The following is an 18,247-nucleotide window of genomic DNA, read 5'->3' as shown; positions in this document are numbered from 1 at the left end:
CGAAAAACGAAAGCCTTTTATAATAAATATAATATATAAAAGGAGGTTGTGCCTTTGTTCCGTAAAACTATTTCATGGGGTGTCATCAGTGCGCTGCTGCTAGTGTTGTCGGTAGGGTGCTCAAGCAACGAATCGTCCAATGTCAGCACAGACAAGCCGCTTCCGCAAAGCAGCATAAAGCCCGAGGTGAAGAAGGATCCGGTTACTCTCACGATGCAGATCGCTGAAGGGTTGATCGTCAACAAGGATACGGTATTAGGTATGATTAACGAATTCAAGAAAGTGCATCCTGAAATCAATGTGGAACTGGAGACACTTCCCGCCGATCAAAGAAATGCAAAGCTGCAAACGATGATCACGACAGCTGAAATGCCAGACATTTACCAGCTCAATGCGCTACACGAGTTGACCGCACTGTCTAACAAGGCGGGTTATCTATATGATATGAGTCAGTTGGAAGCAGCCAAGAATTTCTCTGAGGATGTTCGCAAAGGTGTTACTGTGGACGGGAAAATGGCGGAATTTCCAACCGGTCTTGGCTTCGTGGGATTTGCGTACAACATCCCCCTCTTTGAATCCATCGGCTATTCGAAGCCGCCGCAAACTTGGGAGGAATTGATGGATGCCGGAGAAAAGCTGAAAGCGAAGAACGTACCGCTCCTTGTATACGCCGGCAAATGGGCGACGGCGATCGGTAACGTGTTCCACTGGACTTTCGGGAATAAAGGGCTAACGGATAAGGATTTCCAGACCGCCTATTTAAACAATAAAGTGGATTGGACAAAATACAAGGATGTTTTGTTAGAAGGCTATGACCGATTCAATAAGTTGAATAAATACGTGCTGACCGGAAGCTACACATATGCCATCGAACAAGGCTTTCAGGCTTTTGCAAAAGGCCAGGCGGCTATGGTGCTTGGTGGAACGTGGTCTACGCCAAATATCGAGCAGAATAACCCGAACTTCAAATGGGGCTTCATGAACTTGCCTTATGCGCCAGATAAGGATAATAGCTATATTTATACGATTGAGGACGGTTTGACTATTAATGCGAAATCGAAACATCTGGAAGAATCCAAAACGTTCATGAACTGGTTCTTTAGCAAAGAAAATTTTGCCAAGATTATTAAGGCCAAACAAAACATGTCGGCGATGCCAGGCATTGGCGAGGTCTCACCGGTATTTGCCGATACGCAAAACTGGCTAAAATCCGGTAGAGTCACTACATTCGCCAACCTGAAACCGATGACGAACCCGGTTTTCATCAAGTTGGCTGAGACGGCGCAAGGCGTTACATTCGGCAGTGATGTGAACAAAGCTGCAGATGAGTGGATCAAGGAATACAACGATAAAATTAAAAAATAAACCGATGTTTCGGTTGGAGGGAAGACTTCATGCTTCTCTCCTTTTTTGCTAAAAGTTTGGAGGAATGCGCACATGAGAAGCAAAGGTTCATTAAACCTCAAAACGTTTTGGATCGGCATTCTGTTTTTGCTTCCTATTTCTGTTATGATTGTCACGTTTATGCTCATCCCCGTATTTCAAACCATGTACTACAGTTTCACGAATTGGGACGGACTGGGTGAGTACCGTTTTATCGGCTTCAGAAATTATCAGCGAATTTTTTCGGATGCGTCTTTCGTCAAGACGTTGTATCGCACACTTTGGATGGGAGTTGCTATCGCCTTACTGACGAATGTTATCGGTATGCTGCTCGCTCTCGCCGTCAACCAGGCATTCAAGACGAAAAATGTGATGCGGACGCTGTTTTATTTCCCTAAACTACTTCCAATCGTTTTAGGGGCGTACGTGTGGGGCTATATTTTGGACACGAATAATGGGTTGATGAACAAACTCCTCAGCAGTCTAATGGGAAAACCAGTAAAAGTTTTATGGGTCGATTCACCCGACTTTGTGGCCTACACCATAATCCTGGTTGCCGTTTGGCAGCTGACCGGACCAATTATGATCGTTTACTTGGCTGCCTTGCAGTTCGTTCCCAATGAGATAAAAGAAGCGGCCATCATGGATGGGGCATCGCCCAGCCGCAAATTTTTCAGCATCATCCTGCCGATGATTGCACCCGGTATTACGGTAAACACCCTGATCGGGTTGGCGTCCGGGCTCAAGCTATTCGACCTGCCGTTTGCCTTGACGGGTGGAGGTCCTGCACGTGCTAGCGAGACACTCGCAATCCGCATATACAGAAACGCTTTTCAATCGCTTGATTTGGCCTACGGAATGGCGGCAGCCTGCGTATTGGTCATATTTGTACTGGCCATTACACTACTGTTCGTCGTTGTGACCAAGAAATATGAGGGGAGGGCTTACGAATGAATCCGCGAATGAAAAAAAGACTGTTCGAAGGATCCGTCCTACTACTAGCTCTTCTATACAGCATCCCATTGTATTTAATAGCGGTCAATTCGCTGAAATCTAATAAGCAAATTCAACAGCACCCCTTGTCTTTCCCAGATTTTAGCATCGGGCTGGATAACTTTGTTCGAGCATTTAAAGCAATGGAAATACTTAAAGCTTATGCCGTCACTTTTACCATTGCCTTAATCAGTTTAACGTATATCATTTTCTTCTCCGCCATGGCCGCGTACGCCATCGCTAGAATCAATCATTGGTTTTTTCAATCCGTTTACTGGTTTTACGTTTCACTCATTTTGATGCCGATTCAGGCGGCTTTCATCCCACTTATCTTCGTCTTGAAAAAATTTCATCTGTATAACAACTTGTTCGGCATCTCCGCAGTTTATATCGGGGTGCTTTCCTCGTTCAGCATTTTTATGTTTGTTGGATTTATCCGGGGAATCTCCATTGAACTGGAGGAGGCCGCCAAGATAGAAGGCTGTTCGACGATCCGTTTATTCGTTCAAATTGTCTTTCCGCTGATGAAGCCGATTAGCGCCACACTATTTATTTTTCAATTCGTACACATATGGGATGACCTGTTGCTGCCCCTTGTATTACTAACCTCGAATAAATATCCTACAGTTACATTAAGTTTGTACAAGTTTTTCTCAGACCTTGGTCAGACCGATTTAAGCTTGCTGTTTGGAGGATTTATACTCGTATTGGCTCCGGTTATCGTCATGTTCTTATTTTTGCAAAAATACTTTGTCAGCGGGCTGCAGGCAGGAGCTTTAAAAGGTTAAGGCCAACGGAAGATGAGTAAGGAATCGTTTTTTGCATCTTAAGCACAAAGAAGCCAAACCCACAGTTAGTGGGCTGGCTTCTTCTGCAGTTATTACAGTTACTGGGATTAACGTCCCAGCTCGTATTGATCCATGATTTCGGTACCGCTTAGTGCACGGGTGAAGACGCGAGTATCATCGATCCAACCCTTCCAGAGGTTCCCGAAAGTTTTACTTGCGCCAATGATCATCCCACTTGCTTCGGAGGAGACGGTTCTAGCAGCGGAATTCTCCAGAACACCGTTCATGTAGATTTTCGCCGTCGTACCATCGTACGTTACTGCAAGTTGAACCCATTGGTCAACTGGAATGTTCGTAGTACCGATTAGCGGTAACCCGCCGAGGTATGTTCCGACAACGCCTGTGCTGTCGCGATATAACCAAATCTTACCATTGGTACCGTCTTGTTGTAATACATATTTTGCAGTACTGGCAGCACCATCATGTTTCACCCAAGCAGTTGCAGTGAAGCTGCTAGTGCCTGGATTTGCGACGTTAGGACTAGTTGCATAGTCGTTTACGCCATCCAAGTATAGGGCATTACCAACTCGACCTGTAGCGAAGCTAGCGCCGTTAATCAATGTGGCTGCTTGGCTATAGCTTGCGGAGTCGCTGCCTACAGTACCGGAAGTCTCGTTGAACTTCCACCAAGTACTATTGTACTGGTCCTTGATCTCGTTCGCGGTCAGCTGACGGTTGTAAATGGCAACCTCGTCAATACCTCCGTTGAAGAGGTTGCCGAGAGTCTTACTTGCACCAATAATCATTCCGCCAGTAGGTTCAGAATTCATTGCGATCGTGCGAGAACCATCCTGTACACCATTCAAGAACAGGCGGACCGTCGAACCATCATAGGTAACGGCAACGTGTGTCCACGAATTGAGTGGAATAGTCCCAGTCGAGAACGTTCCAGTACCGCCGAGGAAAGTTTCCAGGCGACCGTCTTGGTAACGCAACAACCAGACCTTACCATTGGTTCCGTCCTGCTGGAGAATGTATTGCGAAATGCCCGTGTCAGTGTCCGGTTTCACCCAGCCCGAAGCGCTAAATGCGCCATAGTTCGATGGGGAAGCTGGATTCAAGATGTGTGGAGTAGTAACATAAGTAGAAGAACCATTGAAATCCAAGGCGTTGCTAATCTTACCACCGATCCAACCGCCACCGTTTACCACTGTCCCATTACGAGCATATTCCGTGCTGTCAGCCGCAACTGCACCACTGGTTTCGTTGAAATTCCAATAAGCCTGACGCTCCAGGTCGGTAACATTCAGCGTCGTAAACACTGCAAAACTTTGCGAATTTAGGCGCACTTGGGTATGTCCGATGAAGTCAGCCGAAACTGTACCTTTATCGGTAATACCACCATCACCATTCTCATTCCAAACGAACAATCGGAACGCTGTGTTCGCGCCAACTCCGTTAAAAGAGATGGTTGTCGTAGCACCAGTGTCGTTCAGTGCGTAGACTGCCAAATTGCTAGAGCTTGGATCTTTGAGGGCATTCACGATCTTGCCACTAACCGATCCTGTTACACTCACGAGGTTCCAGTGGCTGTTAGCCGTGTGTGTGAACAACCGCGTTGCGTTGTACACTGGCTTCAATGGGTAGCCGTCTGTTCCACTACCGATTTCGCTGTGGTACTGCGTACCATTATCATACTTCGCTTTGTAAGCATCCCATTTAGTCAGGGCAACGAACTTCCTCTTCATTGCATTCATCGTAAATTCGGCATGTTCATAAGCGATGATTACGGTATCTCCGATAGGGGTAGATGTGCCGTTTAGGCAACCTGGGTCGTAAGTGCAAGTGGTTTTCTCACCACGCACCCCGTACTCCATGATGTACACCGGCTTCTGCCCAGCTGCCGATAAACCGTTAATAATGGTGCGTACGCCATCTAAACGATCTATCCCATACTGTACATCATCATAATCCCAGTAAATGTGTATGGAGTAACCATCAAGGATATCGGTCATGTGGGCATCCATGTAATCGAACCAGGACTGTTGATTAGTAAGCAACAGATCGCCACCGATAAATTTGATACCGCTCTTGATTCCAAGTGTTGTAAGCTGCGTGTTCAGAGTTCGGTAGAACGTTTCATAATCGCTTTGCGTGATCGAGGTCGAGTTGACTTCGTTCTGAATCGTTACGTACTTGACATTGGAATAACCCAGCGTAACTTTCAGACGGTACAACTCGTTCGCAAAAGCCTGCATCTGCGTCGTGATATTGGTGTAAGGACCATGCCAATAGGTGATGTTAACTTCAGCACCCGAGCTTTGCGCCAACGCCACAGTTTGCTCGAAGGAAGCCATATAATCTGGATAAGTGACGGTATCTTCGCCTTTGGAATCGTAGAAGATTCGAACGATCTGCGAATCAAGCGCTTTTACTTTACTTTCCAACAGACCAACGTTACCTGCAGTAATTCCGTCTACTGCGCTGATCGTAGAGTAAAGGTTCTGATTGTACTCCGTACCACTGCCGACGAAATCGGATTGCAACACGGTACCTGTATTTATTGTGAATTCGGATGCAGCAAGTGCGTTCTGAGGAGGGAGAGTTAGGACAGCGGAAGCAACAGTTAGAAGAGTAACAGCAGCGGATATTACGGACTTCTTAAACAATTTGAAAGACTTCGATCTCATCACCGTTTCACACTCCATTTCCGGATTTGTGATCGGGACATCCAGATGCAATCATCTCTTGATGGCAGTCAGTATTAACATATACGATGACTACAAACTTGATGTGCATCCGACCAATGTGTAATTGGTACATTTGAAACCTTGACTTTCGAAACTAGTTGTATTAGTTGGAACTCAGTTTCCTTACTTAAGGCCTCCTTTCCATGAAATAGGTTCCCTGCATCTCTAGATATAGCGGAAATAGATTGCCATGTATATGTGTTTTTTTATTAATTCATGGCGAAATCGATTGTGGAAGCGCTTAATATTCATTTTTTTGATGCAGTCATAAAAACACATGATTTTTGCCGTCTGTACATATTCCTTTTTCATTGCTCCCAGTACTATTAAGATAAGTAATTGAGTTGGCGGAACTTATGCAAATAGGAGTTGATTCATTTGAAATTCGCGGTCGCAAAACAATGCATTACGCCCGATACTCCTGTTTTTTTAGCCGGCTTCGGAACTAGGGATCGAAAGAGCGAAGGGGTGCTGGATGACATCTTCGTTAAAGTTGCCTGGCTTGAAAACATGGGTCAGCTTGTTGTGATTACGTTGGATGCACTTGGTGGGGATCGCAGCTTTGTAATGGGCGTTAAGAAAGCGTTAAAAGAAGTATTCGGGTTAAATGCGGAACAGGTGTTGATTAATTTTTCACATACACATTGCTCCGTATTTTTGACGGGCGAGGCACGGGAAGGACGCAGAGGCGGGTACAGCCTTGGGCAGGAGCAATGGCCGGAGAAGGACGAGGATATCGATTATGGGGAGGACATCCGCTATTATCGTTATATTCGCGATACGATAGTCGGCTTGGTGCAGCATTGTTCGGAAAACTTAGCAGATGGCACGCTACAACTGATAAAAGGGATTTCTAAAGCAGGGGTTAGTAGACGGCTCATGACGGAAGAAGGCTTGATGTTCAAGCCCAATTTCCAAGCGGAAACAGATCAAGACCTTTTCGTGCTCCAATTGCTTGATTCACAGGGCGAGCATAAAGGACTGTTGTTCAGCTACGGTTGTCATCCGACCTGTATTGGCCCGAATAAGGTTTCAGCGGAGTTTGTGGGTCTTGCTTGCACGGAATTGGAAGCGTCGTTTCCGGACAGCATTGCGATCTTTTTACAGGGCTGCGGGGCGGACATTAAACCGCTGAAAACTGTCATCGGAGACCGCTTTAAATCGTGTACAGTAGAAGAAATGCGAGAAGCTGGGGTGGAATTGGCAGAAGATGTAAAGCGGACAATGTCCGAGTGTGAAGCTCTGCAGCTTACAGGATCCATGCAGACTGCTGAGGTGGGAGTAAGACTTTTCACAGAGCCATGGGGGCTTACTGAAATGCTCGCCATCGTAGAGGACGAAACGAAAACCGAGTACAGAAGACGAGCGGCCAGACGAACGGTTGATGCTATTTACGAGGGCAGTGTGCGCCAAATTCTTCCTTTTACAATCACAGTGTGGGGTTTGGGTGATGGGTTCCGGATGATCGCATTGGAAGGAGAGGTACCCTCTCAATATGCCATCTATATCAAAAGGTTGTTCTCAACAATGAACGTAATGGTACTAGGCTACAGCAACGGAGTTCCTACTTATATTCCCACACGTCAAATATTGATAGAAGGCGGATATGAAGCGGAGGCATTCGTCCTTCACGGGTATCGCGGGCCTTTCGTACCGGAGAATGAATGGATTATACTAGGTGCCGTCAAAGAGGCAGAGGAAAGGCTTCATACACCAAAAGAGATGTAAACATAGTAAATAAGTCATAAAAGCACATAACATCAACTATTTCTTCCATATTCGAATGTATCTATTTCTTTTAAGCTAGAAGAAACGTATAACGTTTAAGCATGGCCAATTTGAAGCAAGGTGAAGGGGGAAAAACGCATGAAAAAGTGGTTACCCGTAGCACTCACAGTCACGATGAGTATTTCCGTATTGCTTACAGCATGTAGCACTAAAGATGCGCCTGCAGCAACAGATGCTAAAGCAACTGCAACAGAAACATCCAAGGCAACAGAGGCACCTAAGGTTCAGGCAACGTTTAACGTTATATCCAACGATGGTGGATACGCTTACACCAAGACGGCGACTAAAGAGGATCCGTATCACATGGAAATGGCAAGATTATTCTCCGAATTTTCAGGTCAGCCGACCACTATTAAGTATGAATTTATTCCATCGGCCGATTATACACAGCAAGTGACCGTTCGTTTCGCATCTGGTGACATACCAGAGGTTGTTACATCGGACTCCATTCTTAACTCTGCACACGCTACTGCGGTGGAGAATGGCATATTTCTACCATTAAACGATTTGCTAGACAAGTACGGTAAAAATATTAAGGCAAAAGTTCCACAAACGACTTGGGACCTTCCCGCTTTGAGCAAGGATGGGAAAATTTATGGGATTCCGAAGCTGCTAACTCCAATCAACCCTCAAGCACTTCTTATCCGTAAGGACTGGCTCGATAAATTAGGCATGAAACAACCTGAGACGATGGAAGAGTATCTCGCTTTCTTCGAAAAGGTGAAAACGACAGATCTGAATGGCAATGGAAAAAATGACGAAGTCGGTTATGAAATTCGTGGTTTGTTTGGATTCAGTAACTTCTTCTTCTATGCTCAAGGTATTTCACCGGGTGAAAATGGAGCGCTTGTTTGGCACGATGTAAACGGCCAGTTCCTCCCGGATATTATTAATCCGAAAATGAAAGAAGCTATGCTGTTTTACAAAATGCTATACGATAAAGGCTATATTAACAAAGACTTTATTAACGTAAAAGACGCGGATTGGACGAAGGCGATTCAAGACGATAAAGTTGCGACTTGGAGTCATGATTTGCGGAATTTGAATAGTTGGACGCCGGATAAATTTGCTGGAAAAAGCGCGAAAATCGACTTGCTGCCAGGTGTGAAGCAAGCCGATGGGAAATATATACTCGGTCCAAAAGGAACTGGTATTGCTAAAGTGTATATTCTGACCAAAAACGCGAAAAATCCAGAGCGCTTCATCCAATTCCTTGACTGGACCTACTCGGATAACGCGAAGAAAGACACTTTCTTCCGTTACGGTATCAAAGACCGTAACTACACAGAAGCAAACGGTCAAATTACTTGGGATCCTAAAGCTCCTGTTAACGCGAATGAAAAGCTGCAATACCAAACACTCGTGAATCCGGCAGGCGATACACGGATGGATCCTGAAGTGATTAAAAGAGAAGGCGTAATTGATCCTGAGTTGGTTAAAAAAGGCGTTGGATTCGAAGAGAAAAACTTGTTCGAGATCCCAAGTATGAGCATGCCAACGCCAGATTCGATCAAAACAAAACCAGAACTTGGTTTCGCTGCCGGTTCATTGTTCCTGGATACGCTAACCCAAATTATGATTGGCAAGATTGATCCTGACAAAGGCTTTGACAATTTCGTGGCTGATTGGAAAAAACGCGGTGGAGAACAGGCGATCAAGGAAGCAAATGACTGGTATGCTAAAAACAAAAAGAAATAATGATGATCAACTTGAGGGGGAAGTGAAAACTTCCCCTTTCACTCTAATTTCCATCATTCAAAGAGAATACGTTATACGCTGTTGAGCAATCAAGCAAAGGTGGTTTTCTGATGAGCAACACTTCCCCAACTAAAAATATCGCTCCAAATCGGAAGCTGTCACGTTTTAACATCTCATTACTAATTAACAAGATCGGTTCCAATCGTAAGCTGGCTCTATTCCTTATTTGCTTGCCTGGGTTAATACATTTTGCAATATTCAAATATATCCCTTTGTTTGGGAATGTTATTGTTTTTCAAAAGTATGACATTTTCAAAGGTATTTTCGGCAGTCAGTGGGTAGGCTTTTTGCATTTTAAGAACATGTTTTCATTATATGATTTCTACCATCTACTTAAAAATACCCTTATTATCAGTTTTTATAGGTTGTTTTTTAGTTTCCCAGCACCGATTATTCTCGCTTTGTTTCTGAACGAGATCAGGCACATGCTGTTCAAACGTACGATACAGACTATGTTGTATTTCCCTCACTTCTTGTCATGGGTAATCGTTGGAGGGATTTTCTATCAGCTGCTTGATCCTCAAGGGATTATTAATGATCTCCTCGCATGGTTCGGTATGGATAGAATCATCTTCCTACAGGATTCTCGGTTTTTCAGAGCAATTGTAGTTAGTTCTGCTATATGGAAAGAAGTTGGCTGGGGCATGATTCTTTATTTAGCAGCTATTGCGGGGATCAATCCTAATATTTATGAAGCTGCTACTGTTGACGGTGCGAACCGCTGGAAGCAAATGTGGTACATTACGCTGCCTAGTTTGCTGCCTACACTTGTTATCTTGCTCCTGTTGCGTATCGGACACATACTGGATACCGGTGTTGAAGAAATATTGATTTATGCTAACTCGCTTAACCGGAACGTTGCGGATGTGTTTGATGTCTATATTTATCGGGTTGGTATTCAAGGTGCCCAATACAGTTATACGACGGCCCTCGGCTTTTTCAAAGCAGTCGTAGGACTAATATTGATTTTTGGAATGAACAAGTTAGCTAAACGCGTAACAGGAGAGAGTATCTACTAAGGGTTGTTTTGGCGAGAGGAGGGACTGTACATTGCCAATTTATAAATCTGAACGATTGTTTCATTTCATTAACGGTTTGTTTTTTACAGTGCTTAGCCTCACAATGCTTGCTCCTATGCTGCATGTGCTTGCAGTTTCTCTAAGTTCTAACGAATTTGTGAAATTAAATCAAGTCTTCTTATGGCCTAAAGGGTTTAATACGTCAGTATATCAAATTATACTTACTCAATCCCATATGTGGAGGGCTATGGCCGTTACTTGCTTTATTACTATTATGGGGACTCTTGCCTATTTGTTTTTTACCTCCACGATGGCCTATGCGCTTTCAAGATCGATGATGCCTGGACGTAAACTAATATTGAAGCTCATTATTGTTACCTTCATTTTCTCAGTGCCGCTCATACCTAAATTTCTAGTCATCAAAAACTTAGGAATGATCAATACGTACTGGGCTCTAATTCTTCCAGGAGCGGTGGGCGCGTTCGGCGTCATTATTATGAAAACGTTCTTTCAGGGAATCTCAGCAGAGTTGTTCGATGCTGCTGCAATTGATGGATGTTCTGAATTCGGGATTTTTGCCCGAATTACGATCCCACTATCTCTGCCCGTATTTGCAACTTTAGGACTTTTTCATGCGGTAGGCGAGTGGAATTCATATTTTGATGCTTTGATTTACATCCGAGACAAACAAATGTATCCACTGCAAATTATTTTGCGGGGCATCGTCCAAGATAGTCAACTTTCACTCGAGTTCGACCAAGCACAAATTCTCGAACACACCGTCGAATCGATGAAGTCCGCTGTCATCATATTTGCAACGGGCCCCATTATTCTCGTATATCCATTCTTACAAAAGTACTTTGTCAAAGGTGCTAACGTGGGTTCTTTGAAGGAATAGGAGGAGATACCGCATATGGTATTGAACAATGCACAAGTTAAAGTAATGACGATTGCGATAATGAATGATCAACCGACCATCCATTTTGCCATTGAAGAACTTTCGAAATATTTACTTCTCATGTCACCCGAGTACCTAATTAACACACGTATTGATGCCCCCCATACCGAGAGTGAAGCAGCTTACCTTCGGGTAGGCTTGTTCGGTGAATTGGGCATTTCAATGCCAGAATTGGCAGATCCTGAGTTGGACGATGCTATTAACATGAACGTAACGGACGGAAGGGGACATATTGCCGGTTCCAATCCACGCAGCGTTCTGCTTGGCGTGTATAGGTTCCTCGAAGAGGCCGGATGCCGCTTTCTACGACCTGGAGCAGATGGAGATTATATACCCAAGAAAGCACTTGAGACCATTAATGTTAACGTTAATGAGAAAGCAACCTATCGGCATAGAGGCCTTTGCATTGAGGGAGCAGTGAGCATTGAGAATATGCTCGATAACATTCATTGGGCGCCGAAAGCAGGCTTCAACTCCTACTTCCTGGAATTCAAAACTCCGTATACGTTCTTTGATCGTTGGTATGGTCATCGGCATAACAAGTACAAACAACCCGAGACTCTTACAATCGAACAAGTGGACGCTTTTACGGTTGAAATGGAGAAAGAGATCAAAAAACGGGGTCTCATCTACCATGCTGTAGGTCACGGTTGGACCGGAGAGCCTCTCGGACTTCCTTGTCTAGGCTGGGATTCCGTTGATTATAAGGTCGAAGAAGAGAAATCTCGTTATTTTGCGTTAGTGGATGGAAAAAGGGAGCTATGGCACGGCGTGCCGTTGAATACGAATTTATGCTTCTCCAATCCGGAAGCAAGAAGGTTGGTCGTGCAATACGCTGCTGATCATGCGCAAAATAACCCCCATATCGATATGCTGCATTTCTGGCTAGCCGATGCGTTCAATAACCACTGCGAGTGTGAAAATTGCGTTAAGGCGTTACCGTCAGATTTTTATATCATGATGTTAAACGAATTGGACGAGGAATTGACGTTAAGGAATCTGAGCACCAGAGTCGTGTTCCTGCTTTATTTGGATCTATTGTGGGTACCTGAGACAGAAACATTGAAAAATCCGGGCAGATTCATGCTCTTATTCGCACCCATTAGCCGAACCTACAGCCAAAGCTATGATTCGGATACAACGGGTATCAAAATCCAACCTTTTGTTCGAAACCGTCTGAAGTTCCCGACGAACATCCGAGAGAATGTGGCATTCTTGAAAGAGTGGCAGCAATTATTTGATGGTGATGGCTTTACCTACGAGTATCATCATATGTGGGATCATTATCTGGATCCTGGATATTTCCAAATGGCGGATATGATTAGCCAAGACGTGAAAAATTTAAAGATGCTTCAGTTAAACGGAATCATCAGTGATCAAACACAGCGCTCCTTTTTCCCAACTGGCCTAGGCATGTATGTGCTTGGAAAAACGTTATGGAACGATGAAGCGGACTTTAGGCAATTAGCCAAAGCGTATTTCCTTGCTTCCTTCGGGGATGAGGGTGAAGCTTGTTTAACTTATTTGGAAACGATCTCTGACCTAATTGATCCACCTTATATGAGAGGGGAGAAGCCAAGGGTCAGCAGCGAAGCAGCTGAGAAACTGCGGTCTGTACAAGAGGTAGTGAACGCTTTTCGACCTGTTTTGGAGAGAAACCTAGGTTCTGAGCTCCATCCAACGATCGCAAAGTCATGGGATTATTTACAAATTCATGCGAATATCATAAGTCTTCTTGCTTCTGCTTTAGAGGCTAGGGCGGATGGTAAGGCAGAGGAAGCGCGACAACTTTGGGCACAGACGTCCGATTATGTAGAGCGGAATGAAGATCTGTACCAACCAGTGTTTGATGTTTTCCTGTATATTCAAACGCTGCACAAGATGTTTGATGATGAAACAAAAACTCATTTCGGCGGCGAAGTCACCTAGGAGTCTGTCCGATGGAGTATTTCCATCGGACAGACTCCTAAGTCGTAAAAAGGTTGTCCAAAATGAAACGCTTCCATGGTATAATAAATTTTAAAAGCTGTTAGGTGGGATAAGGATGGTCCAAATTAGGAAGCTATCGATGCATGTGAAATTGGCCATCCTGGTTCTTGGCTTTGTCTGTGTCCCTTTTTTAGTATCTGGCATGATCTGGTACGAAAAGTCAACACAAAGTATCGAAAACAACGCGATACACTACAGCCGACAAATTGTGGAACAAATTAACGATAACCTCGACTCATACTTCGTGGAGCTTGGCACCATCACATCTCCCGTTTTAACTTCTCCATTAGTGAATCAGTTTTTAAATTCAAAAAATGTAGACACTTATGACATGTACGTTATGAAAAGAAAAATAGACAATGAGCTATTTTTAAATATATTATCAGTGCGAACAGACATTATTAATCTCTCCATTGTCTCAGATGACGGTTTGATCGTTAGCAGCTACGAGGACCGCGGTTCTCTTGAAGCTTTTAACGAATATAAGGGGAATCGTACAACGAACCGGACATTCAAAAACTTCAACATCGAAGGCGTCCGAAAAGTTAACTCCACGAATGTACTTACGATCACGCGCGATTTGCGGGATGTCTCAAAAAACAAAATAAGAGCAATGCTCATCATTGATGTGAACTATAAAGTGATTCCCCGTTTACTGGAAAACGTAAAGCTAGGTAATTCCGATTTGATCTGGGCGATGGATTCAGAGAATCGAATCATATATCACCAGGATGAAAAGTTGTGGGGAAAGTACGTTAATGAGGCAGTTCCAACTTACACTGGTCTGCAAGGAGAAGAGAAAAACGGCTTTTATATCGATCAATCATCAGGCAAGAAGAAACTCGTCATTTACGATGATCTTAAATCTACAGGCTGGGTCATTGTGGATGAGCTCCCGCTAGAGGAGCTCATCGGCAGCTTGATGAATCTGCGTTATCTTACGCTCGGAATTGGTTTAGTTCTAGTTGCTTTGGTTTTAGTTGCGGTTGGGACTTTCACACTCTCCATAACACGTTCATTGCTCCTCCTGCAGAAGCTTATGCGCAAAGCTGAAGACGGTAATCTGGACGTTCGTGCGCCAGTGCATAAAGGCAAAGAAATTGGCAGCTTGTTCGGGAGCTTTAACAACATGGTCTCCGAAATCAAAAGGCTAATTGAAGTCGTACATCTTGCTGAGTTGAAACAAAAGGAAAATGAAATCAAGCAAATGGAGTCCAGCCTCCTTATCTTGCAGTCGCAAATTAATCCACACTTTCTTTACAACACGTTGGAGGTAGTGAATTCATATGCCATTGAAGCTGGGGTACGGCCGATTAGTAAAATGGTGACATCCATCGCCAAAATGTTCCGTTATAACGTCGGAAATCCACAAAAAACAGTCACACTTCTGGAAGAAATTGAACATATGCAGACATACTTGTCTATTCAAAAAGAGCGCTATGAACGCCTCAAAGTTGAATGGGATGTTGATGAAGTTGAAGCGATGCAAGTTTCCACCGTACGTCTCATTTTACAACCGCTTGTGGAAAATGCCTTTCAGCACGGTTACGAAGATCATGATCGTAAGCCGGAGTATTTGAAAATATCTGGAAGGTTTACAGATGATCGGGTATACGTCATTTCTTTAATTGACAAAGGGAATGGAATGACTCAGGAGACGTTGAACAGGTTGAACCGATTATTTAAGGAGGTCACTATTCAACAAATGGTTCGCGAGCATCAGTTTCAAGAGAAAAATCTTGGATTGTGGAATGTGCACAGCCGTCTTAGACTTACGTTCGGAGAACCTTACGGATTATACATCCGTGAGTCAGGGCCAAACGGTACACATATGGATATTACATTGCCTGGGAGGTAACGGCATGTATAAAGTGATAATTGTGGATGATGAGCCATCAGTGAAACGCAGTTTAAAGACAATCATTGAGCGGGAGACTTCTTCATTTGAAGTAAGTGCATTTGCCGAGAACGGTCAAGAAGCGCTTGATCTCATTTGCGACTCCTTACCGGATGTTGTCATTACAGACATTCGAATGCCGGTGATGGATGGGTTGCGACTGGCTGAGGAGATCGTAAGCCGTGGGATCCAGACTGAAGTGATTATCATTTCCGGATACAGCGATTTTAGCTATGCGAAACAGGCACTTCGACATGGCGTTTCCGATTATCTGCTTAAGCCGCTTGATGTTGACGAGGTATTAAGAGTACTTTCTTTAACCGAGAAGAAACTGGGCAATGAACGTAAAGGCATCATTGAGCGGAGTGAATGGATCGCTGTGTGTAAGGTAGAAGCGGAGACAATGGCGAAGCACATGTGGGTCCTCAACGTGGCTGCCGTTTGGGAGCAGCTTGAAGGGATACACCAGCGGTTGCAGACATATCGAGCCAATTCAGCGAGACTCAAGGAGATGTTTATACACCTGTTTTACTTGCTGCAAGCAGAAATAGCGGGTCTGAGCGGTAACAGAATTCAAATAAAATCTCTTCCCGACTATGAATGGAACGGTCAAGCCGAGCAATTGAAACGACATATTGAACTGGTGCTGCAATGCGCAATGGAAGAAATCCGGCATATTCGGAATTGGGGTTCGCATAAAAATATGTTGGAATCCATGAAACAGATTAATCAGAATTTTGCGAACGAATCATTTTCCATGATGAACGCAGCTGAACTTGCAGGGATGTCGCCTACGTATTTCAGTAAGTCGTTCAAAGAAGAAGTGGGCGTTAGTTACACACAATATATAGCCAAATTACGAATGGACAAGGCGATCGAGTTATTGAGTGATCCGAACAATAAGGTGTACGAGGTTGCCTATGCGGTCGGCTACAATGAATATGCTCATTTTGCTAAAGTGTTCAAGAAGTATTACAAGTTTTCTCCGACGGAGTACCGCCATTCCTTAGAAGGATGAGGAGGTTGGAAATGCGAACAGTGAGGCTAACCCCAAGCCATATGGAACGAATTTGCGAACTGTGGAATCGGGAGATAGGGAGCGATTTTCCGCTCAGCACACGTCTATTGCTTCAAAACAGTTTGAACCACCCGGATTTTTTATCGGAGGGTTCTTTCGTCGTTGAGGAAGAATCATCCGGCTATACAGTGGGGGTTGTCATAAGCAAAGTTCAGCGATTCGGTGTGGGTTATATTTCAATACTGCTCGTTGACTCTCGCTATAGAAATTTAGGTATTGGCGATAAATTGCTTAAATTGGCTGAAAAAGCGTTAAAGGACGTAGGAATGAGCTCTATTGCCCTAGGCGGGGATTCTGGACATTTCTTTCCTGGAGTACCCTCCCATTATGAAGGTATGAAACGTTGGTTTGAGAATCGTGGGTTCAAGCAACGGGGAAGCACTAACGATCTGTTAGGTGATTTTCGTTGTAAGGTAATCGTAGAGGAAGATGTGGGGGCGGAAGCAACGTTGTCTGTTGCTGGGGAAGCAGATCGTGAAGATTTGATCGCTTTCATGAACATAAACTTTCCCGGGCGTTGGGAAGAGACGACAAACCGGTATTTTGCATCAGGGGGGACAGGCAGAGAATTTGTTCTCTTGCGTAAGTCGGGTAGCATTATCGGTTTTTGCCGTATTAATGACGAGAATTCCCCCATTCTGGCTGGCAATCAATTCTGGAGTCCATGTTTTCAAGAGCCATGCGGTGGCATCGGTCCACTGGGCATTGCGGCTCCATATCGTGGGTATGGGTACGGAAAAGCGGTTCTACTAGCAGGTATGCGGGTTTTACAAGAACGGAATCATCATCTGATGGTCATCGATTGGACGTCGGAAGTTGATTTCTATGCCAAAGTAGGTTTTTCTATCTGGAAAACCTACCATCTATATGCCAAAGAAGGTTACTCATGAAAAGACATATTTCCATATAAAATACCATCCCGATTCTGGAAAAAATAGAATAAAGTTAGGGTATCTCCCAATGGGTAAAAAGGAGGAGTACCGGTGTTGAAGATGAAAGTAGCATGCCACTTAATTACGTGGGAAGAAGATTTCGTTAAAGGGATGGAGGAAGCGTCGTCTCTGGGCTTCCGAGCTTGTGAAACTTTTACAAGAATCGCACTGAAATACGAAGATCGCATTCATGAATTCAAAGCATTATTTGAGCGATATGGTCTTGTTTTGTCTGCGTTATATGGTGGGGGCCGATTCAGCGATGCTTCGCAATTCCATGAAACAGTGGAATATAATACGCGTGTCGCTAGATTTGCCGCTCAGAACGGCAGCGATCGGATCGTACTTGGACCGAGAGGACCGAGAACAGCGGGAGGTACGACGCTAGAGGAATTAAAGACTGCCGCTAGAGCGATTAATGAATCTGCCAAACGATGCTACGATCTTGGTGTGAAAGCCTGTGTGCACCCGCATTTGAATACAGAAATTCAAGATGAAAACGAACTCGATGCCATTATGGAAATGACGGATCCCAATTTCGTCTTCTTTTGTCCGGATACAGCTCATCTAACGAAGGCAGGTATGGATCCTGTCACCGTGATGCGGCGATACAAGGATAGGATTGCTTATATGCATATCAAGGACGTCACTCCGGACGAACCGGATCGTTCTAATTTTCCTGTTTTTTCCGGAGACGAGGCGTTGCCGATTTTTTGCGAACTGGGGCTTGGATCTATTGATTTCCCGGCTGTTATTCGTCTTTTGGAGGAAATCCAATACGACGGCTGGATGACCATTGAAATTGATCAGACCACAAGCACCCCTCTGAACAGTCTGAAGGTCTGCAGGGACTATGTCGAGCAGAAACTCGGCATAACCGTGAGGAACCGGATGTAGAAGAGAGGAACGAACAA

General features: G+C 44.4%; 13 protein-coding genes. 12 read left to right on the top strand and 1 reads right to left on the bottom strand.

Features of this window, described 5'->3' with window-relative positions; all coding sequences use genetic code 11:
- Positions 1-54 precede the first annotated feature (54 nt).
- The 3 genes from AC58QC_RS15785 to AC58QC_RS15775 all read left to right on the top strand — a co-directional run bounded on the left by AC58QC_RS15785 (position 55) and on the right by AC58QC_RS15775 (position 3,164).
- Complete coding sequence (locus AC58QC_RS15785; protein WP_497416072.1) at positions 55-1,365, top strand: ABC transporter substrate-binding protein; 1,311 nt, start codon at positions 55-57, stop codon at positions 1,363-1,365.
- Positions 1,366-1,437: 72 nt separating this feature from the next.
- Positions 1,438-2,337, top strand: coding sequence for a carbohydrate ABC transporter permease (locus AC58QC_RS15780; RefSeq protein WP_497416071.1), 900 nt, complete (start codon positions 1,438-1,440; stop codon positions 2,335-2,337).
- Entirely contained in the window at positions 2,334-3,164 is an 831-nt protein-coding gene (locus AC58QC_RS15775) for a carbohydrate ABC transporter permease (protein ID WP_497416070.1), read from the top strand. Before AC58QC_RS15780 ends, AC58QC_RS15775 begins: the two co-directional genes overlap by 4 nt.
- Before the next feature lie 107 nt (positions 3,165-3,271).
- Here the strand turns inward: AC58QC_RS15775 and AC58QC_RS15770 are convergent, their stop codons facing one another.
- The gene (locus AC58QC_RS15770; RefSeq protein WP_497416165.1) at positions 3,272-5,854 is read right to left on the bottom strand and encodes a LamG domain-containing protein; all 2,583 of its coding nucleotides are present in this window, start codon (positions 5,852-5,854) and stop codon (positions 3,272-3,274) included.
- 438 nt (positions 5,855-6,292) lie between these two features.
- On the opposite strand from AC58QC_RS15770, the gene AC58QC_RS15765 reads away from it, so the two are divergent.
- From AC58QC_RS15765 to AC58QC_RS15725, 9 genes are all read left to right on the top strand, one after another.
- On the top strand, positions 6,293-7,642 hold the full coding sequence (locus AC58QC_RS15765) for a hypothetical protein (protein ID WP_497416069.1): 1,350 nt from the start codon (positions 6,293-6,295) through the stop codon (positions 7,640-7,642).
- 138 nt (positions 7,643-7,780) lie between these two features.
- Positions 7,781-9,400, top strand: a complete 1,620-nt coding sequence (locus AC58QC_RS15760) for an extracellular solute-binding protein (protein WP_497416068.1) — start codon at positions 7,781-7,783, stop codon at positions 9,398-9,400.
- Positions 9,401-9,510: 110 nt separating this feature from the next.
- Complete coding sequence (locus tag AC58QC_RS15755) at positions 9,511-10,479, top strand: ABC transporter permease (RefSeq protein WP_497416067.1); 969 nt, start codon at positions 9,511-9,513, stop codon at positions 10,477-10,479.
- A 31-nt stretch (positions 10,480-10,510) separates the two neighbouring features.
- Complete coding sequence (locus AC58QC_RS15750) at positions 10,511-11,377, top strand: carbohydrate ABC transporter permease (RefSeq protein WP_497416066.1); 867 nt, start codon at positions 10,511-10,513, stop codon at positions 11,375-11,377.
- 15 nt (positions 11,378-11,392) lie between these two features.
- Positions 11,393-13,366, top strand: coding sequence for a DUF4838 domain-containing protein (locus AC58QC_RS15745; RefSeq protein ID WP_497416065.1), 1,974 nt, complete (start codon positions 11,393-11,395; stop codon positions 13,364-13,366).
- A gap of 115 nt (positions 13,367-13,481) precedes the next feature.
- Positions 13,482-15,284: a sensor histidine kinase gene (locus tag AC58QC_RS15740; RefSeq protein WP_497416064.1), complete on the top strand. Its 1,803-nt coding sequence runs from the start codon at positions 13,482-13,484 to the stop codon at positions 15,282-15,284.
- 4 nt (positions 15,285-15,288) lie between these two features.
- The gene (locus AC58QC_RS15735; RefSeq protein WP_497416063.1) at positions 15,289-16,341 is read left to right on the top strand and encodes a response regulator transcription factor; all 1,053 of its coding nucleotides are present in this window, start codon (positions 15,289-15,291) and stop codon (positions 16,339-16,341) included.
- Positions 16,342-16,352: 11 nt separating this feature from the next.
- Complete coding sequence (locus tag AC58QC_RS15730; protein WP_497416062.1) at positions 16,353-17,291, top strand: GNAT family N-acetyltransferase; 939 nt, start codon at positions 16,353-16,355, stop codon at positions 17,289-17,291.
- 102 nt (positions 17,292-17,393) lie between these two features.
- Positions 17,394-18,230 carry a sugar phosphate isomerase/epimerase family protein gene (locus tag AC58QC_RS15725; protein ID WP_497416164.1) on the top strand — a complete coding sequence of 279 codons (837 nt, stop codon included), beginning with the start codon at positions 17,394-17,396 and terminating at the stop codon, positions 18,228-18,230.
- Positions 18,231-18,247: the final 17 nt, after the last annotated feature.

The sequence above is a fragment of the Paenibacillus sp. J22P51 genome (assembly GCF_059692215.1).
Note: the sequence above shows the minus strand (reverse complement) of the source record. Positions and strands in the feature narration are given on the sequence as shown.